This is a genomic window from Pseudonocardia tropica (assembly GCF_040105315.1).
Taxonomy (GTDB): Bacteria; Actinomycetota; Actinomycetes; order Mycobacteriales; family Pseudonocardiaceae; genus Pseudonocardia; species Pseudonocardia alni.
Window position 1 is genome coordinate 13,567 of the sequence record NZ_JBEDNP010000020.1, and the last position, 24,320, is coordinate 37,886.

The 24,320-nt window shown below is 75.9% G+C and carries 28 protein-coding genes; 16 read left to right on the forward strand and 12 right to left on the reverse strand.

Features of this window, described 5'->3' with window-relative positions:
* Window positions 1-58 precede the first annotated feature (58 nt).
* From WHI96_RS24135 to WHI96_RS24145, 3 genes are all read left to right on the forward strand, one after another.
* Entirely contained in the window at window positions 59-859 is an 801-nt protein-coding gene (locus WHI96_RS24135; RefSeq protein ID WP_345643368.1) for a GVDTG sorting domain-containing protein, read from the forward strand.
* A 104-nt stretch (window positions 860-963) separates the two neighbouring features.
* Window positions 964-1,638 (forward strand): class F sortase, encoded by a 675-nt coding sequence (locus WHI96_RS24140; protein ID WP_345643371.1) that lies wholly within the window; start codon window positions 964-966, stop codon window positions 1,636-1,638.
* Window positions 1,639-1,749: 111 nt separating this feature from the next.
* Complete coding sequence (locus tag WHI96_RS24145) at window positions 1,750-2,793, forward strand: isopenicillin N synthase family dioxygenase (protein WP_345643374.1); 1,044 nt, start codon at window positions 1,750-1,752, stop codon at window positions 2,791-2,793.
* Here the strand turns inward: WHI96_RS24145 and WHI96_RS24150 are convergent.
* A complete protein-coding gene (locus tag WHI96_RS24150; protein ID WP_345643376.1) occupies window positions 2,786-4,132 on the reverse strand; it encodes a PP2C family protein-serine/threonine phosphatase in 1,347 nt (448 codons plus the stop codon). The two genes, WHI96_RS24145 and WHI96_RS24150, sit on opposite strands and share 8 nt — an antisense overlap.
* Window positions 4,133-4,377: 245 nt before the next feature.
* Here WHI96_RS24150 and WHI96_RS24155 point away from each other — a divergent pair, with 245 nt between their 5' ends.
* Window positions 4,378-4,656 (forward strand): sigma-70 family RNA polymerase sigma factor, encoded by a 279-nt coding sequence (locus WHI96_RS24155; protein ID WP_345643379.1) that lies wholly within the window; start codon window positions 4,378-4,380, stop codon window positions 4,654-4,656.
* On the opposite strand, the gene WHI96_RS24160 is transcribed toward WHI96_RS24155, so the two are convergent.
* The 3 genes from WHI96_RS24160 to WHI96_RS24170 all read right to left on the reverse strand — a co-directional run bounded on the left by WHI96_RS24160 (window position 4,598) and on the right by WHI96_RS24170 (window position 6,884).
* A complete protein-coding gene (locus WHI96_RS24160) occupies window positions 4,598-5,389 on the reverse strand; it encodes a GAF and ANTAR domain-containing protein (protein WP_345643382.1) in 792 nt (263 codons plus the stop codon). The genes WHI96_RS24155 and WHI96_RS24160 overlap by 59 nt on opposite strands.
* A 31-nt stretch (window positions 5,390-5,420) precedes the next feature.
* A complete protein-coding gene (locus tag WHI96_RS24165; RefSeq protein ID WP_345643385.1) occupies window positions 5,421-5,882 on the reverse strand; it encodes a DUF5994 family protein in 462 nt (153 codons plus the stop codon).
* A gap of 459 nt (window positions 5,883-6,341) precedes the next feature.
* Window positions 6,342-6,884 (reverse strand): CGNR zinc finger domain-containing protein, encoded by a 543-nt coding sequence (locus tag WHI96_RS24170; protein WP_345643388.1) that lies wholly within the window; start codon window positions 6,882-6,884, stop codon window positions 6,342-6,344.
* Window positions 6,885-6,977: 93 nt separating this feature from the next.
* Between WHI96_RS24170 and WHI96_RS24175 the strand changes: the two genes are divergently transcribed.
* The 4 genes from WHI96_RS24175 to WHI96_RS24190 are packed head-to-tail and all read left to right on the forward strand — an operon-like array spanning window position 6,978 to window position 9,965.
* Entirely contained in the window at window positions 6,978-7,673 is a 696-nt protein-coding gene (locus tag WHI96_RS24175) for a haloacid dehalogenase type II (RefSeq protein ID WP_345643391.1), read from the forward strand.
* Complete coding sequence (locus WHI96_RS24180) at window positions 7,667-8,251, forward strand: hypothetical protein (protein ID WP_345643393.1); 585 nt, start codon at window positions 7,667-7,669, stop codon at window positions 8,249-8,251. The genes WHI96_RS24175 and WHI96_RS24180 overlap by 7 nt, the downstream gene beginning before the upstream one ends.
* A 53-nt stretch (window positions 8,252-8,304) precedes the next feature.
* A complete protein-coding gene (locus tag WHI96_RS24185; protein WP_345643396.1) occupies window positions 8,305-8,964 on the forward strand; it encodes a HEAT repeat domain-containing protein in 660 nt (219 codons plus the stop codon).
* On the forward strand, window positions 8,958-9,965 hold the full coding sequence (locus tag WHI96_RS24190) for a MerR family transcriptional regulator (protein WP_345643399.1): 1,008 nt from the start codon (window positions 8,958-8,960) through the stop codon (window positions 9,963-9,965). The genes WHI96_RS24185 and WHI96_RS24190 overlap by 7 nt, the downstream gene beginning before the upstream one ends.
* Before the next feature lie 85 nt (window positions 9,966-10,050).
* Here the strand turns inward: WHI96_RS24190 and WHI96_RS24195 are convergent, their stop codons facing one another.
* The 3 genes from WHI96_RS24195 to WHI96_RS24205 all read right to left on the reverse strand — a co-directional run bounded on the left by WHI96_RS24195 (window position 10,051) and on the right by WHI96_RS24205 (window position 13,036).
* Window positions 10,051-10,320 (reverse strand): hypothetical protein, encoded by a 270-nt coding sequence (locus tag WHI96_RS24195; protein ID WP_345643402.1) that lies wholly within the window; start codon window positions 10,318-10,320, stop codon window positions 10,051-10,053.
* Between the two features lie 210 nt (window positions 10,321-10,530).
* Window positions 10,531-11,781: a PQQ-dependent sugar dehydrogenase gene (locus WHI96_RS24200; RefSeq protein WP_345643405.1), complete on the reverse strand. Its 1,251-nt coding sequence runs from the start codon at window positions 11,779-11,781 to the stop codon at window positions 10,531-10,533.
* A 55-nt stretch (window positions 11,782-11,836) separates the two neighbouring features.
* A complete protein-coding gene (locus WHI96_RS24205) occupies window positions 11,837-13,036 on the reverse strand; it encodes a cytochrome P450 family protein (RefSeq protein WP_345643408.1) in 1,200 nt (399 codons plus the stop codon).
* Between the two features lie 140 nt (window positions 13,037-13,176).
* Between WHI96_RS24205 and WHI96_RS24210 the strand changes: the two genes are divergently transcribed.
* From WHI96_RS24210 to WHI96_RS24225, 4 genes are all read left to right on the forward strand, one after another.
* Complete coding sequence (locus WHI96_RS24210; protein ID WP_345643411.1) at window positions 13,177-13,692, forward strand: hypothetical protein; 516 nt, start codon at window positions 13,177-13,179, stop codon at window positions 13,690-13,692.
* Between the two features lie 67 nt (window positions 13,693-13,759).
* Complete coding sequence (locus tag WHI96_RS24215) at window positions 13,760-14,605, forward strand: DUF4097 family beta strand repeat-containing protein (RefSeq protein ID WP_345643415.1); 846 nt, start codon at window positions 13,760-13,762, stop codon at window positions 14,603-14,605.
* A 51-nt stretch (window positions 14,606-14,656) separates the two neighbouring features.
* Entirely contained in the window at window positions 14,657-15,607 is a 951-nt protein-coding gene (locus WHI96_RS24220; RefSeq protein WP_345643418.1) for an ATP-binding cassette domain-containing protein, read from the forward strand.
* Window positions 15,604-16,437 carry an ABC transporter permease gene (locus WHI96_RS24225; RefSeq protein WP_345643421.1) on the forward strand — a complete coding sequence of 278 codons (834 nt, stop codon included), beginning with the start codon at window positions 15,604-15,606 and terminating at the stop codon, window positions 16,435-16,437. Before WHI96_RS24220 ends, WHI96_RS24225 begins: the two co-directional genes overlap by 4 nt.
* A 3-nt stretch (window positions 16,438-16,440) precedes the next feature.
* Here WHI96_RS24225 and WHI96_RS24230 read toward each other — a convergent pair whose 3' ends face one another.
* Window positions 16,441-17,697 carry a cytochrome P450 family protein gene (locus WHI96_RS24230; RefSeq protein WP_345643424.1) on the reverse strand — a complete coding sequence of 419 codons (1,257 nt, stop codon included), beginning with the start codon at window positions 17,695-17,697 and terminating at the stop codon, window positions 16,441-16,443.
* A 133-nt stretch (window positions 17,698-17,830) separates the two neighbouring features.
* Here WHI96_RS24230 and WHI96_RS24235 point away from each other — a divergent pair, with 133 nt between their 5' ends.
* From WHI96_RS24235 to WHI96_RS24245, 3 genes are read left to right on the forward strand one after another with little or no spacing between them, the layout of a single operon-like run.
* Complete coding sequence (locus WHI96_RS24235; RefSeq protein ID WP_345643426.1) at window positions 17,831-18,808, forward strand: DUF808 domain-containing protein; 978 nt, start codon at window positions 17,831-17,833, stop codon at window positions 18,806-18,808.
* 14 nt (window positions 18,809-18,822) lie between these two features.
* Complete coding sequence (locus tag WHI96_RS24240) at window positions 18,823-19,290, forward strand: cupin domain-containing protein (RefSeq protein WP_345643429.1); 468 nt, start codon at window positions 18,823-18,825, stop codon at window positions 19,288-19,290.
* Window positions 19,291-19,297: 7 nt separating this feature from the next.
* Entirely contained in the window at window positions 19,298-20,002 is a 705-nt protein-coding gene (locus tag WHI96_RS24245; protein ID WP_345643432.1) for a YwaF family protein, read from the forward strand.
* Here WHI96_RS24245 and WHI96_RS24250 read toward each other — a convergent pair.
* Window positions 19,959-20,897 (reverse strand): LysR family transcriptional regulator, encoded by a 939-nt coding sequence (locus tag WHI96_RS24250; protein WP_345643434.1) that lies wholly within the window; start codon window positions 20,895-20,897, stop codon window positions 19,959-19,961. The two genes, WHI96_RS24245 and WHI96_RS24250, sit on opposite strands and share 44 nt — an antisense overlap.
* Window positions 20,898-21,001: 104 nt before the next feature.
* On the opposite strand from WHI96_RS24250, the gene WHI96_RS24255 reads away from it, so the two are divergent.
* A complete protein-coding gene (locus WHI96_RS24255) occupies window positions 21,002-22,075 on the forward strand; it encodes a tartrate dehydrogenase (protein ID WP_345643436.1) in 1,074 nt (357 codons plus the stop codon).
* Here the strand turns inward: WHI96_RS24255 and WHI96_RS24260 are convergent.
* From WHI96_RS24260 to WHI96_RS24270, 3 genes are all read right to left on the reverse strand, one after another.
* On the reverse strand, window positions 22,002-22,976 hold the full coding sequence (locus tag WHI96_RS24260; protein ID WP_345643439.1) for a molybdopterin-dependent oxidoreductase: 975 nt from the start codon (window positions 22,974-22,976) through the stop codon (window positions 22,002-22,004). The two genes, WHI96_RS24255 and WHI96_RS24260, sit on opposite strands and share 74 nt — an antisense overlap.
* Window positions 22,940-23,323, reverse strand: coding sequence for a hypothetical protein (locus tag WHI96_RS24265; RefSeq protein ID WP_345643442.1), 384 nt, complete (start codon window positions 23,321-23,323; stop codon window positions 22,940-22,942). Before WHI96_RS24265 ends, WHI96_RS24260 begins: the two co-directional genes overlap by 37 nt.
* 128 nt (window positions 23,324-23,451) lie before the next feature.
* Window positions 23,452-24,297: a 3-hydroxybutyryl-CoA dehydrogenase gene (locus WHI96_RS24270; RefSeq protein ID WP_345643445.1), complete on the reverse strand. Its 846-nt coding sequence runs from the start codon at window positions 24,295-24,297 to the stop codon at window positions 23,452-23,454.
* Window positions 24,298-24,320 lie beyond the last annotated feature (23 nt).

The following is a 24,320-nucleotide window of genomic DNA, read 5'->3' on the forward strand; positions in this document are numbered from 1 at the left end:
CAGGAGCAAAGGTCGCCGGGAATCGCCCGTCGGTCGGTGCGATCCAAGGAGAACCACAATGGCGAATTCCGTACGACGTGTGATCGGCCTGGCCACGATCGGCCTGGTCGCCGCCGCGACGACCGCGCTGGGCGCCGGCGTCGCCTCCGCGCAGGAGACCCCTCCGCCGGTCGCGATGATCTCCAACCTGACCGGCAAGAGCACCTCGGTCGCCTTGGACAAGGGCTTCACCGACGCGCTGACCTCGCTCGACGTCACCCCCGGCCCGTTCGGGTCCGCCTCGATCGCCGACGGCAGCGCGTCGTTCCCGATCACCGGCGGCAACGTGACCGTCTACAAGCCGAACGAGGTGCTGCCCTACGTACAGGGCCGGATCGAGCACATGGGCAGCGGCCTGACCCTGACCAAGGGCGACACCGAGGTCACGCTCGACAACTTCGTGATCGACCCGGGCGACCCCGCCGTGCTCACCGGCCGGGTCCGCGCCGGCGGCCAGACCGTCGCCGAGTCGACCACCCTGTTCGACCTGAACGGCTCGACCCTGAAGCCGATCACGATCGACGAGTCGGCGGGCACCGCGACGCTGACCGGCACGACCGTCACCCTGAACGCCGGGGCCGCCGAGGCCCTGAACGGCGCCTTCGAGACCGACGCCCTCAAGGGCGGCACCACCATCGGCATCGCGACGATCGTCGTCAACACGACGAGCGGGACCATGCCGATGCCGCAGGGTGGCGTCGAGACCGGTGGTGGCAGCACCTCCGGCACCGACACGGCGCTGGTCGTGACCGGTGTCGCGCTGCTCGCCGGTTCCGCGCTGGTGCTCGTCGTCCGCCGTCGCGGCGTCCGCGGGCACTGATCCGCACCGGGGGTGCCGTCCGCACAGGCGGGCGGCGCCCCCGGCTCCGGTCGTGGTGGACCACCACGACCGGTCCCCGATCGGCACCAGGACCGGAGTACCCGATGACCGCACCACACCCGTCCCGCCTCCGGCGGCTGCTCGCCCCCTCGGGCGCGCTCCTGCTGGGCGTCGCGGGTGTGGTCGTGCTCGTGCTGGCGCTGACCGCGGGCGGTCCCCCGGAGCCGGTGGCCGCGGCCGCCGGCCCGGCGGGACCGGCCGTGGTGGGCACCGCGCCCGCGGGTGCCCGGCCGGTGGGCGAGGTGCTCCCGCCCTCCCCGCCCCGGTCGATCTCGATCCCGTCGATCGGGGTCGAGTCGGTCGTCGACCAGTCCGGTCTGGCAGCGGACGGCACCCTCGAGGTCCCGGCCCCGGGGCCGGGCTACGACCGGGCGTCCTGGTACCGGGGGTCGTCGGCGCCGGGCTTCCGCGGCCCGTCGGTCATCCTCGGTCACGTCGACTCGGCCGCCGAGGGACCCTCGGTGTTCTACGACCTCGGCCGGATGCGTCCCGGCGAGGAGATCACCGTGACGCGGGCCGACGGGATCTCCGCGACGTTCCGCGTCGACGAGGTCCGATCGTTTCCCAAGAACGAGTTCCCGACCGGTTCCGTGTACGGCGACGTCGGCCGCGCAGAACTGCGTCTGATCACCTGTGGCGGATCTTTCGACCCGGGCGCGCGGAGCTACCGGGACAACACCGTGGTGTTCGCCCACCTCGTCGGCAGCAGCCGCGGCTGACCACGACCGGTTCGCGGCCGGCGCCTTGACGCCCCCTCCGACGGCCGGGTTGGCTGGTGCGCCCGGCGCACCACGTCCGAGGTGCCCGCCCGCCACCCCGTCGGAGGCACCATGACGCCCCTCGCCACCGACCGGCTCCCGGTCGTCGACCTGTCCCGCTTCCGCGCCGGCCCGGACGAGCGGGCCGCCTTCCTCGCGGAGCTTCGTCGCGCCGCGCGCGAGGTCGGGTTCTTCTACGTCACCGGTCACGGCGTCCCCGACGACGTCCTGACCGGCATGGACGCGCTCGCCCGCCGCTTCTTCGCGCTGCCGCTGAAGGAGCGTCTCGCGATCGAGAACGTCCACTCCCCCCAGTTCCGCGGCTACACCCGGGCCGGGACCGAGCACACCGGCGGCACCGCCGACTGGCGCGAGCAGATCGACATCGGGCCCGAGCGCGCCGCGGTCGAGCCCGGGCCCGGGGAGCCGGACTGGCTGCGGCTGATCGGGCCGAACCAGTGGCCGACGGCGCTGCCCGAGCTGCGCGGGGTCGTGCTGCGCTGGCAGGCCGAGGCGCTGCGGGTCTCCCGCGAGGTGCTCCGTGCGCTCGCCGCCGCGCTCGGCCAGCAGGAGGGCTACTTCGACGGCTGGTTCGACGAGGAGTCCTCGCTGCACCTCAAGATCGTGCGCTACCCGGGTCGCCCGGCCCCCGGCTCCGACCAGGGCGTCGGCGCCCACAAGGACTACGGCTACCTCGCGCTGCTGCAGCAGGACGTCGTCGGCGGGCTGCAGGTCGAGGGCCCCGACGGCGGCTGGATCGACGCCGTCCCGGTGCCGGGCGCGTTCGTGGTGAACATCGGCGAGATGCTGGAGATCGCCACCCGCGGCTACCTCACCGCGACCCGGCACCGGGTGGTGTCGCCGCCGCCCGGGGTCGACCGGATCTCGGTGCCGTTCTTCCTCGCGCCGCGCCTGGACGCCGTCGTCGCGCCGCTGGACCTGCCGGCCGAGCTGGCCGCGGACGCCCGCGGGATCAGCGAGGACGCCGACAACCCGCTCGACGCCCGCTACGGGGAGAACGCGCTCACCGGATGGCTGCGCTCCCACCCCCGGGTCGCGCAGCGGCACTGGTCCGACGTGCTGGCGCGACGGGCCGCCCCGCCGGCGGTCAGGTGACCCGCAGCGCCACGATCGCGGTGTCGTCCTTGGTCATCCCGCGGGCGTAGGCGGACACGCCCCGGTGGACCGCGGCGACGGTGCCCGCGGCGTCGAGCCCGGCGCACGTGCGGAACAGGTCGGTGAGCCGGTCGTCGCCGAACAGGTCGGCGCCCGCGACGGGCCGGGCCTCGGTGACGCCGTCGGTGTAGAGCAGCAGCGCGTCGCCGCTGCCGAGCCGGACCACGTCGGTGGCGACCCGGCACGGGATCGGGAGGCCGAGCATCGTGCCGCCGGTGCCGTAGCGCTCCACGGCGCCGTCGGCGCGGAGCACCAGTGCGGGCTCGTGTCCGGCGCTGGCGATCTCCGCGCGCAGCCCGCCGTCCGGGTCGTGTTCGAGGACGACCACCACGACGGTCAGCATCGCCCGCTCGTCCATCGTCCGGACGGTCCCGTCGACGCTCGCGACGATCGACCCCACCTCGAGGTCCCGCGCCGCGGCGCCGCGGATCGTGTACCGGGCCACGACCGCGATCTGCGACGCCTGCACGCCCTTCCCGCAGACGTCGCCGATCACCAGGCAGTACCGCTCGCCGACGGCGAACAGGTCGTAGAAGTCCCCGACCACGTGCTCGCCGACCGCACCGGGGACGTAGACGGCGGCGACCTCGGCGCCCACGATCTCCGGGAGGACCGGTGGCAGCAGCCCCGACTCCAGCAGGTCGGTGCGCCGCTGGGAGTCGCCCAGCTCGTCCGACAGCGACTGCTGCTGGGACTCCGACCGGGCCAGCCGGGCGCCGAGCCGGTCGGCGAGGTCCTGGCTGACCCGCATCGACCCGGCCATCCGCAGGTGCGCGCCGAGGGTCCGGGCGAGGGCGGTCAGCAGCCGTACCGTGCGGGGCGTCCACTCACCGGAGCCGGTGCGCGCCACCCGCAGCGCCGCGACGACGTGGCCCGCCTCGCCGAAGACCGGCACGCTGCACACCGAGCCGGGCCGGCCGGGGGTGTCCGCAGCGGGGTCGCCGTCGGCCGGGGCGTCGGGCAGGGCGTCCAGCACCAGGGGCACGCCGGAGTCGACCACCGCGTGCTCGACGGCGCCGCCCGCGCCCTCCACCGTCCCCGCCTCCGGCCCGTCACCGCTCGCCGCACAGATCCACGACGTCACGCCGTCGGTCGCCGACACCGTCGCGTAGCCGCCGCCGGCCAGCTCCCGGGCCACGTCGCACAGGTCGGACAGGACCCGGTCGTCGGAATCGGCCGACAGCCCGGCCCGGTCGACGGCGCGCAGCCGCTCCGCCGACCGGCGCGCCGTCGACACGGAGTGCAGCGGTGCGGGGCGCTGCACGGGGACCTCGGTCACTGCTGTCACCTCCGGACCGGTGCGGGCGACCGACCCGGACCGTACCGGTCGGCGGGACCCGGCGGCGTCGACGGATCATGCGGTTCACCGGACACGACGGTAACGTTCGCACCACGGTCTCCCGACCGCACGAGAGAGGCGTCCGCCGCCCCTGACCCCGGCGACGTTCCGACGGTGATGGAGCAATGGTGGGTCACGACGGCGACATGCGTAGTCCGGCAGAGCTGCGACGGGGACCGGAGGGCATGGTCCCGAGTTCGCGGGAGCTCGCCGCGCTGCTCCGCGCGATCCGCGACGGGGACCTCGACGCGCTCCGCCGGTTGTACGACGGGACCGGAACGCTGGTCTTCGGGCTCCTGAGCACCGCGCTGCGGGACCAGGACCGGGCCGCGGAGGCGACGGAACGCTGCTTCCTGTGGGTGTGGCGCACGGCGCCGGCCCTCGACCCCGGTCACCCCTGCGCCCTCACGTTCCTGTTGCGCGCGGTGCGGCAGGAGCTGGAGGACCATCCGCGGGGGCCGTGACCCCGACCCCGGGCGGGACCTCCACGGGGGCCTCCGCGTCGGCGATCAGCCACCGGGCGACGTCCGGGAGCTTCATGTTCGTCGCCTGCGACGCGCCGACCAGCATGCGGAAGGCGCGGTCGGCGTCGATCCCGTGCCGGTGCATCAGGATGCCCTTGGCCTGCCCGATCAGGTCGCGGGTCTCCAGGGCCCGTTCCAGGTGGTAGGCCTTCATGGCCCCGTGCAGCGCGACGGCGGCCTGCAGCGCGAACGCGTCGGCGATGGCCGTCGCGGAGGGGTCGAAGCCGTGCCGGGTCCGTGAGTAGACGGTCACCGCGCCCCGGACCACCCCCGGCCGCACCAGCGCGACGGACAGGACGCCGTACACGCCCCGGTGCACCGCGGCCGGCGCGAACCGCGGCCACCGGTCGCGCTCGTCGTCGAGGTCGCCGACGGTGACGACGGCGGGCACCCCGCCCCGGATCGCGTCCAGGCTCGGCCCCTCGCGCAGCCCGATCTGGAGCTGGTCCAGCTCGGCGGGGCCCCCGCCGGGCGTGGTGCAGACGCCGTACCGGTCCCGCAGCGTCAGGCCGACCAGATCGGCCCCGGGGACGGTGCGGGCGGCGACCCGGGTCAGCTGGACGAGCCGCCGCTCCCACGACGTGTCCCCCGACTCGTCGGTCAGGGGAGCGGTCAGGCCGGTGGCCGCACGCACCAGGGCAGTACGCACGGCGTGGTCGTCGCTGGCGCTCACGCGCCTCCCTCCGGTGGGGCCGTCGTCTCCCTCAGGCGTCGGTGCGCTCTCCTCCTGCTCCGGCCAGCAGCGTTGCGACGTCGTCGTCGTTCCCGGCCCCCGACGCCCGGTCCAGGCAGCGCCGCGCGTCGGCGTCCGAGCTCTCCGGCGGCACGACGAGCAGGCACAACCGGCCGTGCGCCCCGAACACGTCGACGACGTCGGGCGGGGTGCTGGCGAAGCCGCCGAGGCGGACCAGGTGCCCGTCGGTCGTGGTCCGGCGCGGCACCGACGGCCAGGTCCGCAGGTTGTACCCGACCCGGGTCACCGGGCCGAGCCGGTCGTCGACGCCCGCGCTCAGCTCGCGCAGCTCGTCGACCAGGACGCGCGAGCGCGGCCACCAGGCCCCGTCGACCTCCCCGACCGGCCTCGGGTCCTCCTTGAGCGCGACGCGCGCCGCGGAGGGCTGCGGCGGGGAGGGGCGGGTGGGTGACGGGGTGCGCGGTGCGCTCACGGTATGGCTCCGTTCGGCCGCCGCGGACCGCCGCACGGCACCCTGCAGGGCGGCCGTCCGGAGGGACGCGGGCGTGGTCACGGCGGAGCGGGACGCCTCGCCGTGCAGACCCGGGAACCCCGGCGGATCCTCCGGATCGTGCGTGCCCCGAGGTGGTGGGGGCATCCGGCTGTCCAGCAGCACATGGCCGTACCGCCGACCGTACTCCGATCGGGCGGCCCCCGCGGGCCCGAACGCGACGTTCCGTGTTCACAGCCCTCCTCCCGGTGACACGATGTCATCGGCCGGGGGCTGGGGCTGACGTCGATTCCGAGGCTCCCCGCCGGCCGGGCGGGTGTCAACGACCTTCGCGACGCGGGGCACCGGGACGAGCTCGGCGAGCTCGCGCGGTCGCGGCGCACCGCGGACGTCGATCCTCGAGGCGGCGGTGCGACGTGATGATCCACTCGCCCTGACAGCTCAGCCGGTGACCGTCCTCCTGCGAGCGCGGTAGGCGGCCGCCTTCACCCGGTTCCCGCACTCGTCCATGCCGCACCAGGTGCGCCGCGCGCCGCGGGAGCGGTCGAGGTAGAGCCGGGTGCAGGCGGGCCGGCCGCACTCCTTCACCGGGGTGTCCCGGTCGGCGAGGACGGCGACGGCGTCGCGCGCCAGCTCCGCGAGGACGGCGTCGGCGTCGCCGGTGCGGCGGGTGCCGTGATCGTCGAGCTGCACGGTCAGGCCGGGACCGCGGGCCGTGCCGTTGACGACGGCCAGCGCGGCGGGGTCGAACGCCCGCCCGGCCAGCCGGTCGGTCGCGAGCCGGTGGACCGCCTCCCGCAGGTCCCGCGCGCGCCCGAGGGCCTCCGGGGTCACGGTCACGCCGTCCGGGAGGCCGGCGCAGGCGTCGAACCAGCGGGCGAGGTCGGCGGGCCCGGTGAGCAGCTCGGTCGGGTCGGTGCGCCGCCAGGTGACGGTGCCGACCAGGTCGAGCGCCGCACTGCCGCTCACGAACGCGAAACCCACGTCACCATCTTGACCGGTGACGCATCGGTCCCGCAAACTGCGTCACCAGTCGAACCGGTGACGCCGTCGCCGGACGATCCCGGGGAGCCGCTGATGACGATCGACGTCGTCGTGTTCGACGTGCTGGGCACGCTGGTCGACGAGCCGTCCGGCCTGCGCGACGCCGTCGTCGCGGCCGTGCCCGGCACCGACCGCGACACCGCCGCGGACCTGGCCGGCCGGTGGCAGGCGCACGTCGCGGGCGAGCAGGAGCGCATCGTCGCCGGCGGGCGGGCGTTCGTGCCCGGCCACGTGCTGGACGCCGAGGCCGCGGCGGCCGTCGCGCGGCGGGCGGGTGTCGGCGACCCGCAGGTCGTCGCGACGCTGGCCGGCGCCGGGGCGCGGCATCCGGCGTGGCCGGACTCGGCCGACGGGATCGCCCGGCTCGCCGGTCGGTTCCCGGTGGTCGGGCTGTCGAACGCGAGCCGCTCCACCCTGCTGCGGCTGGCCGCCGGGGCGGGGCTGCGCTGGCACCTCGCACTGTCGGCGGAGGGCGCCGCGTCGTACAAGCCCGACCCGGAGGTCTACCGGCTCGCGGTCGAGGCCGCGGCGGTCCCGCCCGATCGGCTCCTGATGGTCGCGGCCCACGCGTGGGACCTCCGGGGTGCGGCGGCGGCCGGGATGCGCACCGCGTACGTCGACCGGCCCGGCGGCGACCCGCCGGGCGCACACGACCGGTTCGACCTGCACGCCGCGGACCTGACCGATCTCGCCGACCGGCTCGCCCGAACGGGAGTACGACCGTGCTGATCACCTTCTCCTTCACCCGTCTCGCCGTGCAGGTCCGGCGCTGGTTCGAGATCGGTGCCGACGCCACCATGGAGCGCGGGGACCGGGTGGAGCTGCTGCTGCTCGACCCGCAGCCGCACCGGGGCAGCGAGTCCGCGGGGCAGCGGCTCGTCGTGGACCGGCCGTTCCGGCGGGCGGACCTCTTCGACCGCAAGGATCGGCCGGGCGAGTGGGCGGCCGCGCACGTCCACCCGTCGTTCGACGGCGTCGAGCCCAGTGACCGGGTGTTCTGCGAGGCCCTCACCGCGGACCCCTGGGGCCGGCTGGAGGAGCGGCTGCGCCGCCCCGCGGACCGGATGCGCGAGGCCGGGCTGGACCCGGCCGTCGCCGCCGACGACCTCGACGACCTGCACGCCGCGGTCGGGCAGATCGTGGAGGCGGCCCGCCGGTTCGGCCCGGAGCAGCCCCTGACCCGCGACGACGACGTCCGGCTGACCCGCGACGCCGCCGAGCGCGTACGGCGGCTGGTCGCGCTGATCCCGCCGGAGGTCCCCTACGACCGTGAGTACCTGCGGCCGTGGCTGGAGCAGCGGGCCTGAACCTGCGCGCGGGGCTTGACCCTCACACCGTGACAGGGTCTGGGGTGGTGCCCATGACGACACCGCAGGACCTCCGCGCAGCCCTGGCCGCCGACGGCGCCTCGACCCGGCTGCGGGCGGCGCTCGCCGCCGGGTCGGCCCCCGACCCCGCACTCGCCGGGCTCCTGGTCGAGCGGTGCGCGGCCGAGCCGGACGCCTTCGTCCGCGACATGCTGTCCTGGGCGCTGACCCGGCTCCCGGCCGCCGACGTGCTGCCCCGCCTGCGCGTCGAGCTCGGCGCGCCGCGGCCCCGGGCGCGGGCACAGGCGCTGCACACGCTGTCGAAGATCGCCGCCCCGTCGACGTGGCCGTGGGTCACCCGCGACCTGCTCCGCGACCCCGACGACGACGTGGCCCGCACGGCCTGGCGCACCGCCGTCGTGCTCGCCCCCGCCGCAGAGCGTGCCGCGCTGGCCGGGGAGCTGGCCGGGCTGCTCGGCCGCGGCGACCGCGACGTCCGGCTCAGCCTGAGCCGGGCCCTGGTCGACCTCGGCGACGCCGCCACCGCGGCGCTCGCGCGGGCCTCGGAGGACCCCGATCCGGCGGTCGCCGCGCACGCGCGTGCCACGGTCGCGCTGCGCGCGGACCCCGACGCCGGGTTCGACGCCGCCGTCGCGGAGGCCCGGCGGGTGGTGGCGCTCGGCCCCGCCCACGGGACGATGGCCGGGTGCTGATCGGAGAGGTGGCGCGGCGCAGCGGGCTCAGCGCCCGGATGCTGCGCCACTACGACGCCGTCGGGCTGGTCCGGCCGACCGGGCGCACCGTCGGCGGCTACCGCGAGTACTCCCCCGCCGACGTCCGCAGGCTCCTCCACGTGGAGGGCCTGCGGACGCTCGGGCTGTCGCTGGCCCAGGTCGGGCGGGCGCTGGCGGACCCGGCGTTCGCGCCGTCGGAGCTGGTCGCGGACCTGGTCCGGGCGACCGAGGACCGGCTGGCGCGGGACCGGGACCTGCTCGCGCGGCTGCGCAGCGTCGACGCCGCGGAGCCGGGGAGCTGGAGCGAGGTGCTCGACGTCGTCGGGCTGCTGCGGGCGCTGGCCTCCCCCGCGGCCGGCCGCCGTCAGCAGGCGGCGCTGGCCGCGACGGCCGACGCCCCGCTGCCCGCGGAGCTGCTGGCCCGCACCGCGCTGGCCGAGCCCGACCCGCACGTCGCGGGGGCACTGCGGTGGGCGCTGGCCCGTTCCGGCGACCCGGACGGCACCGCGGCGGCGGCGCTCGCCGCGGGCCTGCGGTCCGCCGACGTCGCGGTCCGGCGGCGCGCGGTGGCCGCGCTCGCCGAGACCGGCAGGGCACCGGATGCGACCGCGGCGCTCGTCGACGCCGTCGACGACCCGGACCCGGAGGTGCACCGGCGCGCCGTGCTGGCCGCGGGCCGGCTCGGGGTCACCGCGACCGTGCCCGCCCTGGTCGCGCTGGTCGTCGCGGGAGTGGACGACGTCGCCGCCGCGGAGGTCCTGGCGTCGCTGTCCGACGCCGACCCCGCCACCTCCGAGCAGGTGCTCGACGCGCTCGACGGCGCGCTCGACGGCGCCGACCCGGCCACACGGATCCGGCTGGCCCAGGCGCTGGTCGAGCAGCCGGGGCCCGCGGCGCGGGAGGCGCTGCTCCGGCTCACCCACGACGACGACCGCACCGTCGCCCTGGTCGCGACGGCGTTCGTGGGGCGTCCGGGTTGAGCGGCACCGCCGCCGCGGCCGCCGGTCCACCCGGTCGCTCGGACAGGCCCGACCCCGCGGTCGGTGCGCGGCTGAGCCCGCGGGGTCAGGACATGGCGGGCGGGGCCGGGTCGTCGCCGGTGTCCGGGTGCACCCGGCGGCGGCACCCCAGCACGACCAGGTGCGCGTCGAGCACCCGGGCGAGCAGGACCCGGTCGGCCGGGGCACCCGCGACCGGGTCGGTCAGCATGACGGCGACGTCGTGCTCGGTGCCGGTGCCGCCGAGACCCGCGTAGCGGACCCAGACGTCGTAGGCGGACAGCCCGGACAGCGCCGCCCCGGCCGGGAGCGACACCGTCACGGGTTCCTCGGGCACGACCATCCGCGCCGCCTACCCGGTTCCGGGCGGTTCAGGCCTCCGGGCTTCCCTTGTGTGTGCGTCCTGTCCGCCTTGTCGGACCCGGATCCAGGACCGATGACGTTCGGCACCGCGTGACAGTGCGCGAGGTGAGCGAAGCGCCGACGCAGGTCCGGGGCAGACGTCGGCCCACCTCGGTGACCGACCCCGCGGCGGCGACGGTGCGGGTCAGCTCGGGTCGATCCGCAGGATCCGGTCGTCGTCGCCGTTCGAGGTCGTGACCAGCAGCGGACCGCCGGGCACGGCGTACACCCCGCGCAGCCGGCCGGGGTCCCCGTCGAGCGCCGCCGGGATCTCGACGTCGGAGACCGCGCCGTCGGTGCCCTCCGGGCCGACCCGCATCAGCAGCAGCTTCTGCCCCCGCAGCGCGGCGACGGCGAGCATCCCGTTCCGCTGCCCCCAGGCAGTGCCGTCGAGGAACGCGATGCCGGCCGGCGCCTCGGGCGGGCTGCCGGAGGCCCACACGGCGGGGACGGCGTCGGGGAAGCGGTCCCGGTCGGTCATCGGGACCGACTCGTCGTAGGTGGTCACCGTGCCGCCCTGCGAGGGGTCCCAGCCGTAGTTGCCGCCGGGGCGGAGCAGGTTCACCTCGTCGTCGCGGGTGGGGCCGTGCTCGGCGGTGAAGACCCGCCCGGTGCCCGGCTCGACCGCGACGCCCTGCACGTTGCGGTGCCCGGAGGTGTACACGAGCCGCTGGGCCGGGTCGGCGGCGTCGGCGAAGGGGTTGCCGGCCGCGGGCCCGCCGGTGGCCGGGTCGACCCGCAGCGTCTTGCCGCCGAGCGAGGTGAGGTCCTGCGGGGTGGCGGGCATCGCCGCGTCGCCGGTCCCGACGACGAGCGCCCCGGTGTCGTCGACGGCGACCCGGCAGCCCGAGTGCCGTCCGCCCGAGGCGATCGGCAGGCCGCCGACCAGCGGGTCCGCGACCCGGGTCGCGGAGGCGCCGTCCGGGGACAGCGTCCAGGTGACCAGCCGGACGTCGACCGGGTCCCCGCCCTCGGCGTGGGTCTGGCAGGTGGTGAACCGGTTCGACGTCGCGAAGTCGGCGTGCACGGCCAGGCCCATCAGCCCGCCCTCGCCGCGGGCGAACACGTCGCCGAGGTCGGCGGCGACCGGGGTGACCGCGGTGCCCGGGTCGAGCGAGGCGAGCAGCGACAGGCGCCCGTCCCGCTCGGTGACCAGCGCGCGCCCGTCGGGCAGCACCCCGACGCTCCAGACGTGGGAGAGCCCGCCCGCGACGACGACCGGCGCCAGGTCCCCGGCGGCGGCCGGGGCGTCGGTGGTGGGCGGCGCGGGCGCCGGTTCGGCGGGCGCGGGTGCTGCGGCGCCGCACCCGGCGGCGACCATCAGGGCGACGGCCGCGGCCGCCGTCCCGGCGCGGCGGAGACGGGCGGGGTGCGGGTCACGGGTCACACCGGTCATCCTGGCCGGAACCGGGCACGACGGCAGCACGGGTGTGGTCGCGCAACACCGGCGGTCAGGGCGCGTCGACCCGCACCTCGAGCGACCCGAGACGCTCGAACCCCAGGTCCGACGGCCCGTCGGCCGGTGTGGCGAGCCGCAGCGCGGGGAACCGCTCGACCAGCGCGTGCAGCGCCACCTCGATCTCCTGGCGGGCCAGCGCGGCCCCCAGGCAGTAGTGGGCGCCCTGGCCGAACCCGAGGTGCCCCTCGCCGCGGCCCGGGTCCCGGGTGACGTCGAGCTCGTCGGGCCGGTCGTGCCGGCGCGGGTCGAAGTTCGCGGTGACCAGCCCGGCCGTCACCGACTCCCCCATCGCGATCCGGGTGTCGCCGACGACGACGTCGGTGCTCGCGTACCGGGGCGTGCTCACCGGGACGGCGCCGCAGGTCCGCACGATCTCGTGCACCGCGGTGGGCCACCGCCACGGCTCGGCGCGCAGCGTCGCGAGCTGGTCGGGGCGGGTCAGCAGGGCCAGCGCCGCCCGGGACAGCACGTGCGCGGTCGTCTCGAACCCGGCGACGACCAGGTCGAACAGCAGGACGTCCAGCTCGTCGGCGGTGAGCCGGTCGCCGTCGTCGTGCACCGCGACGAGCACGTCGACCAGGTCGTCGCGCGGGTCGGCCCGCCGGGCCGCGACGAGCTCGTGGATCTGTGCGACGACGGCGTGCGCCACGTCGGGCATCCGCTCCGGGTCGGGCGCGACGAGCAGCCCGGCCAGCTCCCGCCAGAGTCCGCGCTGCTCCACCGGGACGCCGACGAGCTCGCAGATCACCGCGATCGGGAGCGCGCGGAACACCGTGGGCAGCAGGTCCACCGGGCTGCCGTCGGCACCGGCGGCCGCGACGTCGTCGAGCAGCTCGGCGGTGAGCTGCTCCACCCGCGGGCGCAGCGCGGCGACCCGGCGCACGGTGAACGCCCGCGAGACGAGCCGGCGCAGCCGGGCGTGGTCGGCGCCGTCACGGACGAGCAGGCCCCGGCCGAGGTGGCCGAGCTCCGGCGGCAGCCCGAGCCCCGTCAGGAGCGGACCCATGACGTCCCCGGCACCGGGCACCCCGGTGGGGTCGTTGCGGAACCGCGGGTCGAGCAGCAGGGCGTGCACGTCGTCGTGCCGGGTGACGAGCGACGCGGGGCCCATCGGCGACTCCGGCATCGCGACGACGGGTCCCTGTTCGCGCAGGCGCCCGAAGGCGGCGACCGGGCAGGTGGTGCGGTCCACGACGTACTCCTCCGACGGTGTCAGCAGGTCCGGTCCATCGGACACCGTGCCGTCGCGGCAGGGTCAAGCCCCACAGCGCCGGTCGCCCTCCGTGGCGCCACACGCTTGACAGTGGCGCCATCGTGCGCCATCGTTGCGCCATGGAGTTGGACGGATATGTCGACCGCCTGCGCACCGAGTTCGCCGCACTGGGCGAGGCCGCGGGCGAGGACACGCGGGCGGCCGCGGAACGGCTGCTCACGCCCCTGACGTCGACGACCCGCCTGGTCCTGCTCGAGGCGCTGGCCGCGGCGGCCGACGAGATCACCCTCGAGCTCGCACCGGGGTCGGTGCACGTGCGACTGCGCGGCAGCGACCCCGAGTTCGTCGTCACCGCAGGATCGGCCGCACCGTCGGCACCCCCGGCGACGACCGCGGCGCCACCCGTGGCGCCATCGGCACCGGCGGGCGCAGACGGCGAGTCCGGGCCGGTCGCCCGGATCAACTTCCGGCCGCCGGAGACCCTCAAGACCCGGATCGAGGAGGCCGCCGGGCGGGACGGCCTCAGCGTGAACACCTGGCTGACCCGTGTGGCCGCGGCCGCCCTGGACCGCCCCGCCGTCGCGCCCGACCGTCCCGACGCCGCCCGCCGCGGCCGCGTCGGCTGGTTCGGCTGAGCCACCCGACCCCTGCCACCCACCCCTGACCCACGGCGTCACCGCGACGCCGAGGAGGCGATGCCCCGTGCCCACCTACGACACCCCCGAGCCCGTCACCGCGATCGTCGACCTCGCCATCGGCGAGCTGCGGGTGACCGCGTCGGACCGCACCGACACCGTCGTCGAGGTCCGTAGCTCCGACGCCGACCGCGCCCACGCCGACCGGGTCCGGGTCGAGCTGACCGGGCGGGAGCTGCGCGTCACCGGCCCGCCGCTCGGGCTGCTGCAGAAGCTCACCCCGCGCACCCCCGGCCGCTCGATCGAGGTCGGGATCGCCCTGCCCGCCGGGTCGGCGCTGACCGCCGCCACCACCTACGGCGGGATCGTCGTCGAGGGCCCGCTCGGGGCCTGCGAGGCCCGCACCCGCTTCGGCGACGTCCGCGTCGACGACGCCGCCTCCGCCGACCTGAGCACCGGCTTCGGCCACGTCCGGATCGGCGGCACCGTCACCGGGGACGCCACGGTCCGCTCCGACCACGGCGGCATGCAGATCCACCGCGTCGGCGGCACCGCGACGCTGAGCAGCAAGCACGGCGGCATCCGCGCCGACGAGCTGACCGGCGACGCCGAGCTGACCGGCACGCACGGCCCCATCGACGTCGACGAGCTCGGCGCGGGCGCCCGCGTGCGCACCGCCTACGGCGCCGTGCGGCTCGGCCGCGTCCACCGCGGCGAGGTGTCGCTGACCAGCACGCACGGCCGGCTGGAGATCGGCGTCGCGCAGGGCAGCGCCGCCTGGCTCGACCTCGACACCACCGGCCGGGTCGGCAACGACCTCGCACCGCGCGAGGCCCCGGACGGCGACGGCGTCGACACCGTCGCCGTGCACGCCCGGTCCCGCGAGGGCGACATCGTCGTCCGCCGCGCCTGACCCGCGCCGTCCGCGATCCCACCCACGAGCCCGTCCCCGAGAGGAACCACCGTGCCCACACCCCCGCCCGCGATCGCCGTCGCCGCCCTCCACAAGTCCTACGGCGACCACGCCGTGCTCCGCGGCATCGACCTCGACGTCCCCGCCGGGACGGTGCTCGCACTGCTCGGCCCCAACGGCGCCGGCAAGACGACGCTGGTCCGGATCCTGTCCACGCTGCTGCCACCGGACTCCGGACGCATCCGCATCGCCGGGCGCGACCCGGCGACCGATCCCGACGGCGTCCGCGCCGCGATCGGGGTGACCGGCCAGTTCTCCGCCGTCGACGGCCTGCTCACCGGTGCGGAGAACCTGCGACTGATGGCCGACCTGCACCACCTGCCCCGCGACGCCGGCCGCGCCCGCACCCGGGAGCTGCTCGACCGCTTCGGCCTCGCCGACGTCGCGGACCGGCGGGCCGGGACCTACTCCGGCGGGATGCGGCGCCGCCTCGACCTGGCCATGACCCTCGTCGCCGACCCCGCCGTGCTGTTCCTCGACGAGCCGACCACCGGGCTGGACCCGCGCAGCCGCCGCGACCTGTGGGACGCCGTGCGCGACCTCGTCGGCCGCGGCGTGACCGTGCTGCTGACCACGCAGTACCTGGAGGAGGCCGACCAGCTCGCCGACTCCGTCGCCGTCCTGGACGGGGGCCGGCTCGTCGCCCGCGGCACCCCGGCGCAGCTCAAGGCGCGGGTCCCCGGCGGGCACGTGCGCCTGCGCTTCGCCGACGACGGCGCCCTCGCCGCCGCCCGCTCCGTGCTGCCCGCCGCGGTCGCCGACCCGGCCGCGGTGACCCTGCAGCTGCCCGCCGCCGGGGCCCGCGACCTGCGGGACCTGCTGGACCGCCTCGCCGGGACCGGGGTGGAGCCCGAGGAGCTGACCACCCACACACCCGACCTCGACGACGTCTTCCTGGCCCTCACCGGCCACCCGAGCACCCCGGAGGTGGCCGCGTCATGAGCGCCCCCGTCACGGACACCGCGACCCTCGACCGTCCCCGGCTGGTCGCCGACTCGGCGACGATGCTGCGCCGCCGGGTCCGGCACCTGCGCCGCTACCCGTCGCTGACGATCATGCTGATCGGCCAGCCGATCGTGTTCCTGCTGCTGTTCGTGTTCGTCTTCGGCGCCACGATGGGCGCCGGCCTGGCCGGTCCGGGCGGTGGCCGCGACGCCTACCTGGCCTTCATCACTCCGGCCGTGCTGCTGATGACCGTCGCGAGCGTCGCGCTCGGCACCGCGATCGGCGTCGCCACCGACATGACCGAGGGGGTCGTCGCCCGGTTCCGGACGATGGCGATCGCCCGGTCCAGCGTGCTCACCGGGCATGTGGGCGGCGCGTTCGTCCAGACCGCGGCCGGCCTGGTGGTGGTGCTCGGCGTGGCGCTGCTGCTCGGGTTCCGCAGCGGCGCGGGCCCGCTCGCGTGGCTGGGCGTCGCCGGTCTGCTGGCGCTGCTCACGCTCGCGCTGACCTGGCTCACCGTCGCGTTCGGTCTGGCCGCGCGCAGCGTGGAGACGGCCAGCAACACACCGATGTTCCTGGTGCTGCTGCCGTTCCTGGGCAGCGGGTTCGTGCCCGTGGACTCGCTGCCGGCCGGGCTGCGCTGGTTCGCCGCCTACCAGCCGTTCACCCCGGTCATCGACACCCTGCGCGGGCTGCTCGGCGCCGGGCCCGGCAGCGGGGCGGGGCTCGGCACCGACGCCGCGCTCGCCGTCGGCTGGTGCGTGGTGATCACCGTCGGGAGCCTGCTGTGGTCGCGCCGGCTCTACGAGGCCCGCGCGGCGCGCTGAGCGTCAGCCCCCCGGCGGACGGTCGACGTGGACGGGCAGGGCGGGCAGCCGCTCGAAACCCAGCCGCGACGGGCCGTCCGCCGGTTCGGCGAGCCGGAGCCCCGGGAAGCGCGTGACCAGCGCCGACAGCACGACCTCGACCTCCTGGCGGGCCAGCGCGGCGCCGAGGCAGTAGTGCGCGCCGTGCCCGAACCCGAGGTGCCCCTCACCGCGGCCGGGGTCGCGGCGTACGTCCAGCTCGTCGGGCCGGTCGACGACGCGCGGGTCGAAGTTCGCCGGCAGCAGGCCGGGCAGCACCGCGGTCCCGGCGGGCACCGGCGTCCCGGCGATCTCCAGGTCCTCGGCCGCGTAGCGCGGGGCCCCGGCCGGGATCGGGCCGCAGGTGCGGACCAGCTCGTGCACCGCCGTCGGCCACAGCTGCGGGTCGGCCCGCAGCGCGGCGAGCTCGTCCGGGCGGCTGAGCAGCGCGAGGGTGCCCTTGGCCAGCACGTGCGCGGTCGTCTCGAACCCGGCGACGGTCAGGTTCACCGTCATGTCGACGAGCTCCTGCTCCGAGAGCCGGTCGCCGTCCTCGTCGTGCGCCGCGACCAGCCCGGACAGCAGGTCGTCGGCCGGCTCCCGGCGACGGGCCTCGATCAGGTCCCGGACGTGCGCGACCATCCCCCGGGCGACGTCGGGCATCCGCCCGGGGTCGGGCTGGACGAGCAGCCGGGCGAACTCCCGCCAGCGGTCCCGGTCGGCCTCCGGCACGCCGACGAGCTCGCAGATGACCGCGATCGGCACCGGGTAGGCCAGCGCCTCCACCAGGTCGACCGGGGTGCCGTCGGCACCGGCCGCGGCGACGTCGTCGAGCAGGCCGTCCACGATCGCCCCGACCCGGGGGCGCAGCCCGTTCACCCGGCGCACCGTGAACGCGCGCGACACCAGCCGGCGCAGCCGCGCGTGGTCCTCGCCGTCGCGGCCCAGCATCGGACGGCGGAGCAGCTCCAGGTCCTCGGGCAGCCCGATCAGGCCGGTCTGGGCGTTGCGCAGGAAGTTCTCCGCCTCCGGCACCGCGGCGGCGTCGTGCCGGAAGCGGTCGTCGGTGAGCATCGCGCGGACCTCGGCGTGCCGGGTGACCATCAGCCCCTGCTGGGTGGGCATCCCGGGCACCTCCAGCGGGATCTCGACGGCCGCGGCGACCTCCCGTATCCCGGAGAAGGCTGCGACCGGGTCCGACGGGTCCACGGTGTCCGGCGCGGTGGTGGTGTCCTCAGCCATGCGGACAGTCGACACCGTGCCGTCGCGGCATGGTCAAGCCCCGCGATCGTGCGGGTTCGGTCCCGTTCGTCCCGCTCGCCCCGTAAGCTCCTCGCGTGCGCACGGATTCGGCCATGCAACGGACGGTGACCCGGTGAGCGGACTGTTCGCCCTGCTCGACGACGTCGCGGCGCTGGTGCGCCTCACGACGGCCTCCCTCGACGACGTCGCCGGTGCGGCCGGGCGCGCCGGGGCCAAGGCCGCGGGTGTGGTCGTCGACGACGCCGCGGTCACCCCCCGCTACGTCCAGGGCCTCAAGCCCGAGCGCGAGCTGTCGATCATCTGGCGGATCGCCAAGGGCTCGCTGATCAACAAGATCGTGTTCATCCTGCCGGTCGCGCTGATCCTGTCCCAGTTCGCGCCGTGGCTGCTGACCCCGATCCTGATGGTCGGCGGCTGCTACCTGGCCTACGAGGGCGCGGAGAAGCTCTGGGAGTACTTCGCCGGGCACGCCGAGCACCCCGAGGAGCGCGACGAGAAGGTCGCCGCGGACCCGGGGGAGAACGAGCGCCGGGTCGTCTCCGGCGCCGTGCGCACCGACTTCATCCTGTCCGCCGAGATCATGGTGATCGCGCTGAACGAGGTGGCCGGCGAGGGCATCGTGTCCCGCGCGGTCATCCTGGCCGTCGTCGCCGTCACGATCACCGCGCTCGTCTACGGCGCGGTCGCGCTCATCGTGAAGATGGACGACGCCGGCCTGGCCCTGGCCAAGCGCGGCTCCGGGCCCGTCGCGTCGTTCGGGCGCGGGCTGGTGAAGGCCATGCCGATCGTGCTGACGACGCTGTCGGTCGTCGGGGTCGCGGCGATGCTGTGGGTCGGCGGGCACATCCTGCTCGTCGGGATGGACGAGCTGGGCTTCTCCCCGATCTACGACCTGGTGCACCATCTGGAGGTGGCCGTCGCCGGCGCGACCGGTGCGCTGGGCGGGTTCCTGGGCTGGCTCACCAACACCGTCGGCTCGGCGATCCTCGGGGTCGTGGTCGGCGCGGTCATCGTCGCCGTGGCCCACCTGATCCCGAAGCGGAAGAAGAAGAACGACACCGCCGACACCGCCGGGACCGCCGGCGCCTGATCCGGGAGGCCGCCGTGAGCCGCATCGAGATGCCGTCCGGCGAGACCATCGACGTGCTGCACAGCGGCGCACCGGCCTTCGAGTTCGAGGCCGTCGTCCCGCCCGGGGTGGCCGGTCCCCCGCCGCACCGGCACCGGGGCGCCACCGAGTCGTTCACCGTGCTCGAGGGCGTCCTGCGGGTACGGGTCGGGGGCTGGACCAGCCTGCTGCACCCGGGCGAGGGGATCGTGGTGCCGCCCGGCGTCACGCACTCGTTCTCCAACGGGAGCGACGGCCCGGTGCGCGTGCGCACCGTCGAGACCCCCGCCGGGTCCCTGGAGGAGCAGTTCCGGATCCTGGCGACGGCCGGGCGGCTGCCGCCGCTGCGCCGGCTCGCGCGGCTCAACGTCGACCACGACCTGGACTTCTCCCTCGCGGGGATCCCCGACGCGGTGCAGCGCCCGCTGTGGCGGTTGCTCGCGGCGCTGCCCGGTCCGTCATGATCGGGCGATGGGAGACACCGGCGTCTTCGTGCCCTACGGCGCGACCCACTGGGCCGCGCTGACCGTCGGGGTCCTCGGCGCCGTCGCGCTGGTGGCCCTGGGACGACGGCTGCGCGGCACCCCCGCCGAGCTGCGCGTCTCGCGGGCGTTCGCCGTCGTGGTCGTCGTGCTGCTGGTCCCGCTGCAGCTGCGGCTGCTGACCCCGCAGACCTTCGACGTCCACATCTCGCTGCCGTTGCAGCTGTCGGACCTGTCCTGGGTCACCGCCGCGGTCGCCCTGTGGACGCGGCGCTGGTGGGCGTGCGCGCCGCTCTACTACTGGGGTCTCACGCTCACCCCGCAGGCGCTGCTCACCCCGGCCACCGACGCCCCCGACTTCCCGCACGTCGCGTTCCTGCACTTCTGGGCGCTGCACCTGCTGGTGACCTGGGCCGCGGTGTACCTGACCTGGGGTGCCGGGGTGCGGCCGACCTGGCGCGGGATGGGCGTGACGCTGGCGGCGACGGTCGCCTGGGCGGCGGTGGTGCTGCCGTTCAACCTGGCGGCGGGCACCAACTACGGCTTCCTCGCCCACAAGCCGACCAACGCCTCCGCGCTGGACCTGCTGGGTCCGTGGCCGGTCTACCTGGTCGTCGAGTTCGTGCTGGTCGCGGTGGGGTGGGCGGTGATCACGTGGCCGTGGACGCGGCGGCGGGAGCGGGAACCGGCCTGACCGGCAGCCGCTCCGCCAGCCCGTCGACGAGGTGGTCGAGCACCGCGCGGACCCGCCGGGGCGGGTCGGCCCCGTGCACCGCCAGCAGGTCCGCCGACGGCGTCGGGATGTCCGCCAGCACCTGCACCAGCTCCCCCGACGCGAGCAGTGGCGCGACCTGCCACAGCGAGCGCATCACCAGCCCGCGCCCGGCCCGGCACCACGCCGTCGCGACCTCGCCGTCGTTGCAGGTCATCGCGCCCGTCACGCGGACCCCGGCGGCGTCGGCGTCGGTCCCGAAGCGCCAGTGGGCGTACGCGGTGTCGTTCTCCCGGATCACGATGCAGTCGTGTCCGGCCAGGTCGGCGGGGGTGCGCGGGGCGCCGCGGCGGCCCAGGTAGGACGGCGCCGCGCACACCACGCGACGGTTGCGGTGCAGCACCCGGGCGTGCAGCCGCGAGTCGGGCAGCGGTCCGACGCGCACCGCGAAGTCGTAGCCCGAGCCGCCGACCGCGACCGGCAGGTGCGACAGCTCCAGGTCGATGCGCAGGTCCGGGTTGGCCGCCTCGAACGTGCCGAGCAGCGGCGCGACGTGCGCCCGGCCGAACCCCATCGACGAGTGCACCGCGATCCGCCCGTGCAGCCCCGAGCGACGACGGCCGATCTCGTCCTCCAGGTCGTCGATCCGGCCCAGCACGTCGCGGGCGCCCTCGGCGTAGCGGCGGCCCTCGTCGGTCAGGGTGAGACGCCGGGTCGACCGGTTGACCAGGCGGACGCCCAGGCGTCGTTCCATGCGGGCGAGCCGCTTGCTGACCGCCGACACCGACACGCCCCACTGGCGCGCCACCTCGGTCAGCGTGCCCGCGGCGGCGACCCCGGCGAAGAAGCGCAGGTCGTCGAACTCGGGCAGCTCCACACCTGCTCCTTTCCCCTGCGGAAAGACTGTCCGGCCCGGACGACGGTTCACCGCGCCCGGTTCGCCGATCAGGATAGAAGCAACCGAGTCGAGGAGGACACGACATGACCGCGCACCGCATCGCCGTCATCCCGGGCGACGGGATCGGCAAGGAGGTCGTCCCGGAGGGCGTCCGCGTGCTGACCGCGGCCGCGGAGCGGTTCGGGATCGGGCTGGAGTTCACCGAGTTCGGCTTCGCGAGCGCCGACCACTGGCTCGAGCACGGCACGATGCTGCCCGAGGACTGGTTCGAGCAGCTGCGCGGCTTCGACGCGTTGTTCTTCGGCGCCGTCGGCTGGCCCGAGGTGCTGCCCGACCACGTGTCGCTGTGGGGCAGCCTGCTGCAGTTCCGCCGCCGCTTCGACCAGTACGTCAACCTGCGCCCGGCCCGGCTGCTGCCCGGCGTCGCCGCCCCGCTCGTCGGCCGCTCCCCCGGCGACATCGACATGCTGATCGTCCGGGAGAACACCGAGGGCGAGTACTCGTCGGTGGGCGGGCGGATGTTCTCCGGCACCGACCGCGAGGTCGTCATCCAGGAGACCGTCATGACGCGCACCGGCGTCGACCGGATCCTGCGCTACGCCTTCGAGCTCGCGCGGCGCCACCCGAACCGGCACCTGACCTCGGCGACGAAGTCCAACGGCATCGCGATCACCATGCCGTACTGGGACGAGCGGGTCGCGGCGATGGCGGCGCAGTATCCCGACGTCGACGTCGACTCCTCCCACATCGACATCCTCGCGGCGCGGTTCGTGATGAGCCCGGAGCGGTTCGACGTCGTGGTCGCCAGCAACCTGTTCGGCGACATCCTGTCCGACCTCGGGCCGGCCTGCACCGGGACGATCGGCATCGCGCCGAGCGCGAACATCAACCCGGAACGGGAGTTCCCGAGCCTGTTCGAGCCGGTGCACGGGTCCGCACCGGACATCGCCGGGAAGGGCGTCGCGAACCCGGTCGGCCAGATCTGGTGCGGGTCGATGATGCTGGAGCACCTCGGCGAGCACGAGGCCGCGGCGGCCGTGCTGGCCGCGGTCGAGGACGTCGTCGGGCGGGGCGGCGCGACCGTCACCCCGGACCTGGGCGGCACCGCGACGACCGCCGAGCTGGGGGCGGCGATCGCCGAGGTCGTGCGGGGATGAGCCCGTCCGTCCCGGCCGGCGCGCCCCGGCGGCCGGGCGTCGCGGCTCGGCCCGCGAGGAGCGCGACCAGGCGACGGGCCGCGTCGGGCGGCAGCCTGCGACGGCCGCGCAGGTGCCGGAACACCGGCGCGAGCACCGGGTCCGCCAGCAGCTCGGCCCGCGGCACCGACCGTCCGACCGGCACGACGACGCCCGCCGCGTGCCGTCCGCCGGGGTGCGGCTCGGCGGGACCGGTGAACGCGAACAGCGCCATGACGCCGCCGCCCGGCCCGGTCCGGTAAACCACGGCCCGGTCGCCCGCCGCGGTCCCGGCCAGGCAGCAGGGCTCCGCGGGCGGGTCGGCGACCTCGTCGGCGTCCCAGAGCAGCACGGTGCCCGGCAGCACGGTGCCCGGCGGCACGGTGTCCGGCAGCACGGTGCCCGGCGGCACGGTGTCCGGCGGCACGGTGCCCGGCGGCACGGTGTCCGGCGGCACGGCGTCCGGCAGCCCCGGGGACAGCACGGGTTCGGTCGGCGCGGGGTCCGGGAGCGGCATGCCGCCCGTCCTACCCCGTCCCGCGGGGTCCGGCGCGATGAACCCGCAGACCCTGCTGCCCGCCGCGCGCAGCGCCCGCACGGTCGACGTGCGCGAGCTCGGGGCGGCGCAGGTCGGTCCACGCACCCGGCAGGCGTTCCTCGCGGGGAGGCCCTCGGCGATGATCACGTGCGCCGTGGCCGGCGCGAGCGCGCCGTCGGTGCCGGGGCGGATCGCGATGTGCTGGTCGGCGGCGGCCGCGGTGCGGGTGCGGATCGGGTCGACGACCACGACCTTCGCGCCGTTCCCCTCCGCCTTCGCGAAGAAGGGGTCGCCGACGTTGAGGCCGTTCAGGATGCCCTGGGTGCCCAGGTAGTTGACCGGCATGATCGCCTCGGGGCCGTGCTCGTCGGCGTTGTGAACCGGGTGGCGATCTCGGTGACGGCCTCGTCCCAGGTGATCCGCTCGAAACGGCCGCTGCCCTTGGGACCGGTCCGGCGCATCGGGAACAGCACGCGGCCCGGGTCGTGGACGCGGTCGAGGTAGTTGTCGACCTTCACGCAGAGGCCGCCGTCGGTGTACGGATGGTCCGGGTCGCCGACGACCGAGGTCGCCGTCCCCGCGCCGTCGACGGTCACCAGCATCGCGCAGGTGTCGGGACAGTCCTGGGGACAGGCGGCCTCGACCACCTTCTCGGTCAGCGGCGTGGCCGGGGCCTCGTGCGTCGCGGTCATGGGTGCCCCCTCGCCTCGTGGTGGGATGGCGTCGCCCACGAGACTGGTCGCCCGCCGCGCGCCGGTCGTGGCACGGGGAGCACTGACGGTGTCCCGGGGAGCACAGTCGCGCCCCCCGGGACGCCCGGTCAGGCGTAGGTGTGGAAGCCGCGCCCGGTCTTCTTGCCGAGCAGGCCGGCGTCGACCATGCGGGCCAGCAGCGGCGGCGGCGCGTACAGCGGCTCCTTGAACTCCGCGTACATCGACTCCGCGACGGCCTGCACGGTGTCCAGGCCGATCAGGTCGGACAGCGCGAGCGGGCCCTGCGGGTGCGCACAGCCGCGGACCAGGCCCTCGTCGATGTCCTCGGCGGTGGCGAAGCCGGACTCCATCATCCGGATCGCCGACAGCAGGAACGGCACCAGCAGCGCGTTGACGACGAAGCCGGCGCGGTCCTGGCAGTCGATCGCCTTCTTGCCCAGACCGTCGGAGACGAAGCTCCGCGCCCGGGTCAGGGTGTCCTCGGAGGTCATCAGGCTCGGGACGAGCTCGACCAGCGACAGCACCGGCACCGGGTTGAAGAAGTGGATGCCGACGACCTGCTCGGGTCGCTTCGTCGCCACCGCCAGCTTCATGATCGGGATGGACGACGTGTTCGACGCCAGCACCGCGCCGGTGTCGGTGACGAGCCGGTCCAGCTCCCGGAAGATGCCGGTCTTGAGCGCCTCGTCCTCGGCGATCGCCTCGACGACGAGCTCCCGGTCGGCCAGCGCGTCCAGCCCCTCGACGACCTCCAGGCGGGTCAGGACCTCCTCGGCGGAGTCGATCCGGCCGCGCTTCTCCGCCCGGGCCAGCGACGACTCCAGGCGGGCCCGGCCCGCCTCCACCGCGGCGGCGGAGGTCTCGACGACCCGCACCCCGTACCCGGCCCGGGCCGCGCACTCCGCGATCCCGGATCCCATCTGACCGCAGCCGACGACGCCTACGCGCTCCATGAGCACCTCGTTCCCTCTGCGCG

Coding starts and splice junctions, on each gene's coding strand:
- WHI96_RS24135 (WP_345643368.1), top strand. CDS start 59: ATGGCGAATTCCGTACGACGTGTGATCGGCCTGGCCACGATCGGCCTG.
- WHI96_RS24140 (WP_345643371.1), top strand. CDS start 964: ATGACCGCACCACACCCGTCCCGCCTCCGGCGGCTGCTCGCCCCCTCG.
- WHI96_RS24145 (WP_345643374.1), top strand. CDS start 1,750: ATGACGCCCCTCGCCACCGACCGGCTCCCGGTCGTCGACCTGTCCCGC.
- WHI96_RS24155 (WP_345643379.1), top strand. CDS start 4,378: ATGGTCCCGAGTTCGCGGGAGCTCGCCGCGCTGCTCCGCGCGATCCGC.
- WHI96_RS24175 (WP_345643391.1), top strand. CDS start 6,978: ATGACGATCGACGTCGTCGTGTTCGACGTGCTGGGCACGCTGGTCGAC.
- WHI96_RS24185 (WP_345643396.1), top strand. CDS start 8,305: ATGACGACACCGCAGGACCTCCGCGCAGCCCTGGCCGCCGACGGCGCC.
- WHI96_RS24200 (WP_345643405.1), bottom strand. CDS start 11,781: ATGACCGGTGTGACCCGTGACCCGCACCCCGCCCGTCTCCGCCGCGCC.
- WHI96_RS24210 (WP_345643411.1), top strand. CDS start 13,177: ATGGAGTTGGACGGATATGTCGACCGCCTGCGCACCGAGTTCGCCGCA.
- WHI96_RS24225 (WP_345643421.1), top strand. CDS start 15,604: ATGAGCGCCCCCGTCACGGACACCGCGACCCTCGACCGTCCCCGGCTG.
- WHI96_RS24230 (WP_345643424.1), bottom strand. CDS start 17,697: ATGGCTGAGGACACCACCACCGCGCCGGACACCGTGGACCCGTCGGAC.
- WHI96_RS24245 (WP_345643432.1), top strand. CDS start 19,298: ATGGGAGACACCGGCGTCTTCGTGCCCTACGGCGCGACCCACTGGGCC.
- WHI96_RS24255 (WP_345643436.1), top strand. CDS start 21,002: ATGACCGCGCACCGCATCGCCGTCATCCCGGGCGACGGGATCGGCAAG.
- WHI96_RS24260 (WP_345643439.1), bottom strand. CDS start 22,976: ATGCCGGTCAACTACCTGGGCACCCAGGGCATCCTGAACGGCCTCAAC.
- WHI96_RS24265 (WP_345643442.1), bottom strand. CDS start 23,323: ATGACCGCGACGCACGAGGCCCCGGCCACGCCGCTGACCGAGAAGGTG.
- WHI96_RS24270 (WP_345643445.1), bottom strand. CDS start 24,297: ATGGAGCGCGTAGGCGTCGTCGGCTGCGGTCAGATGGGATCCGGGATC.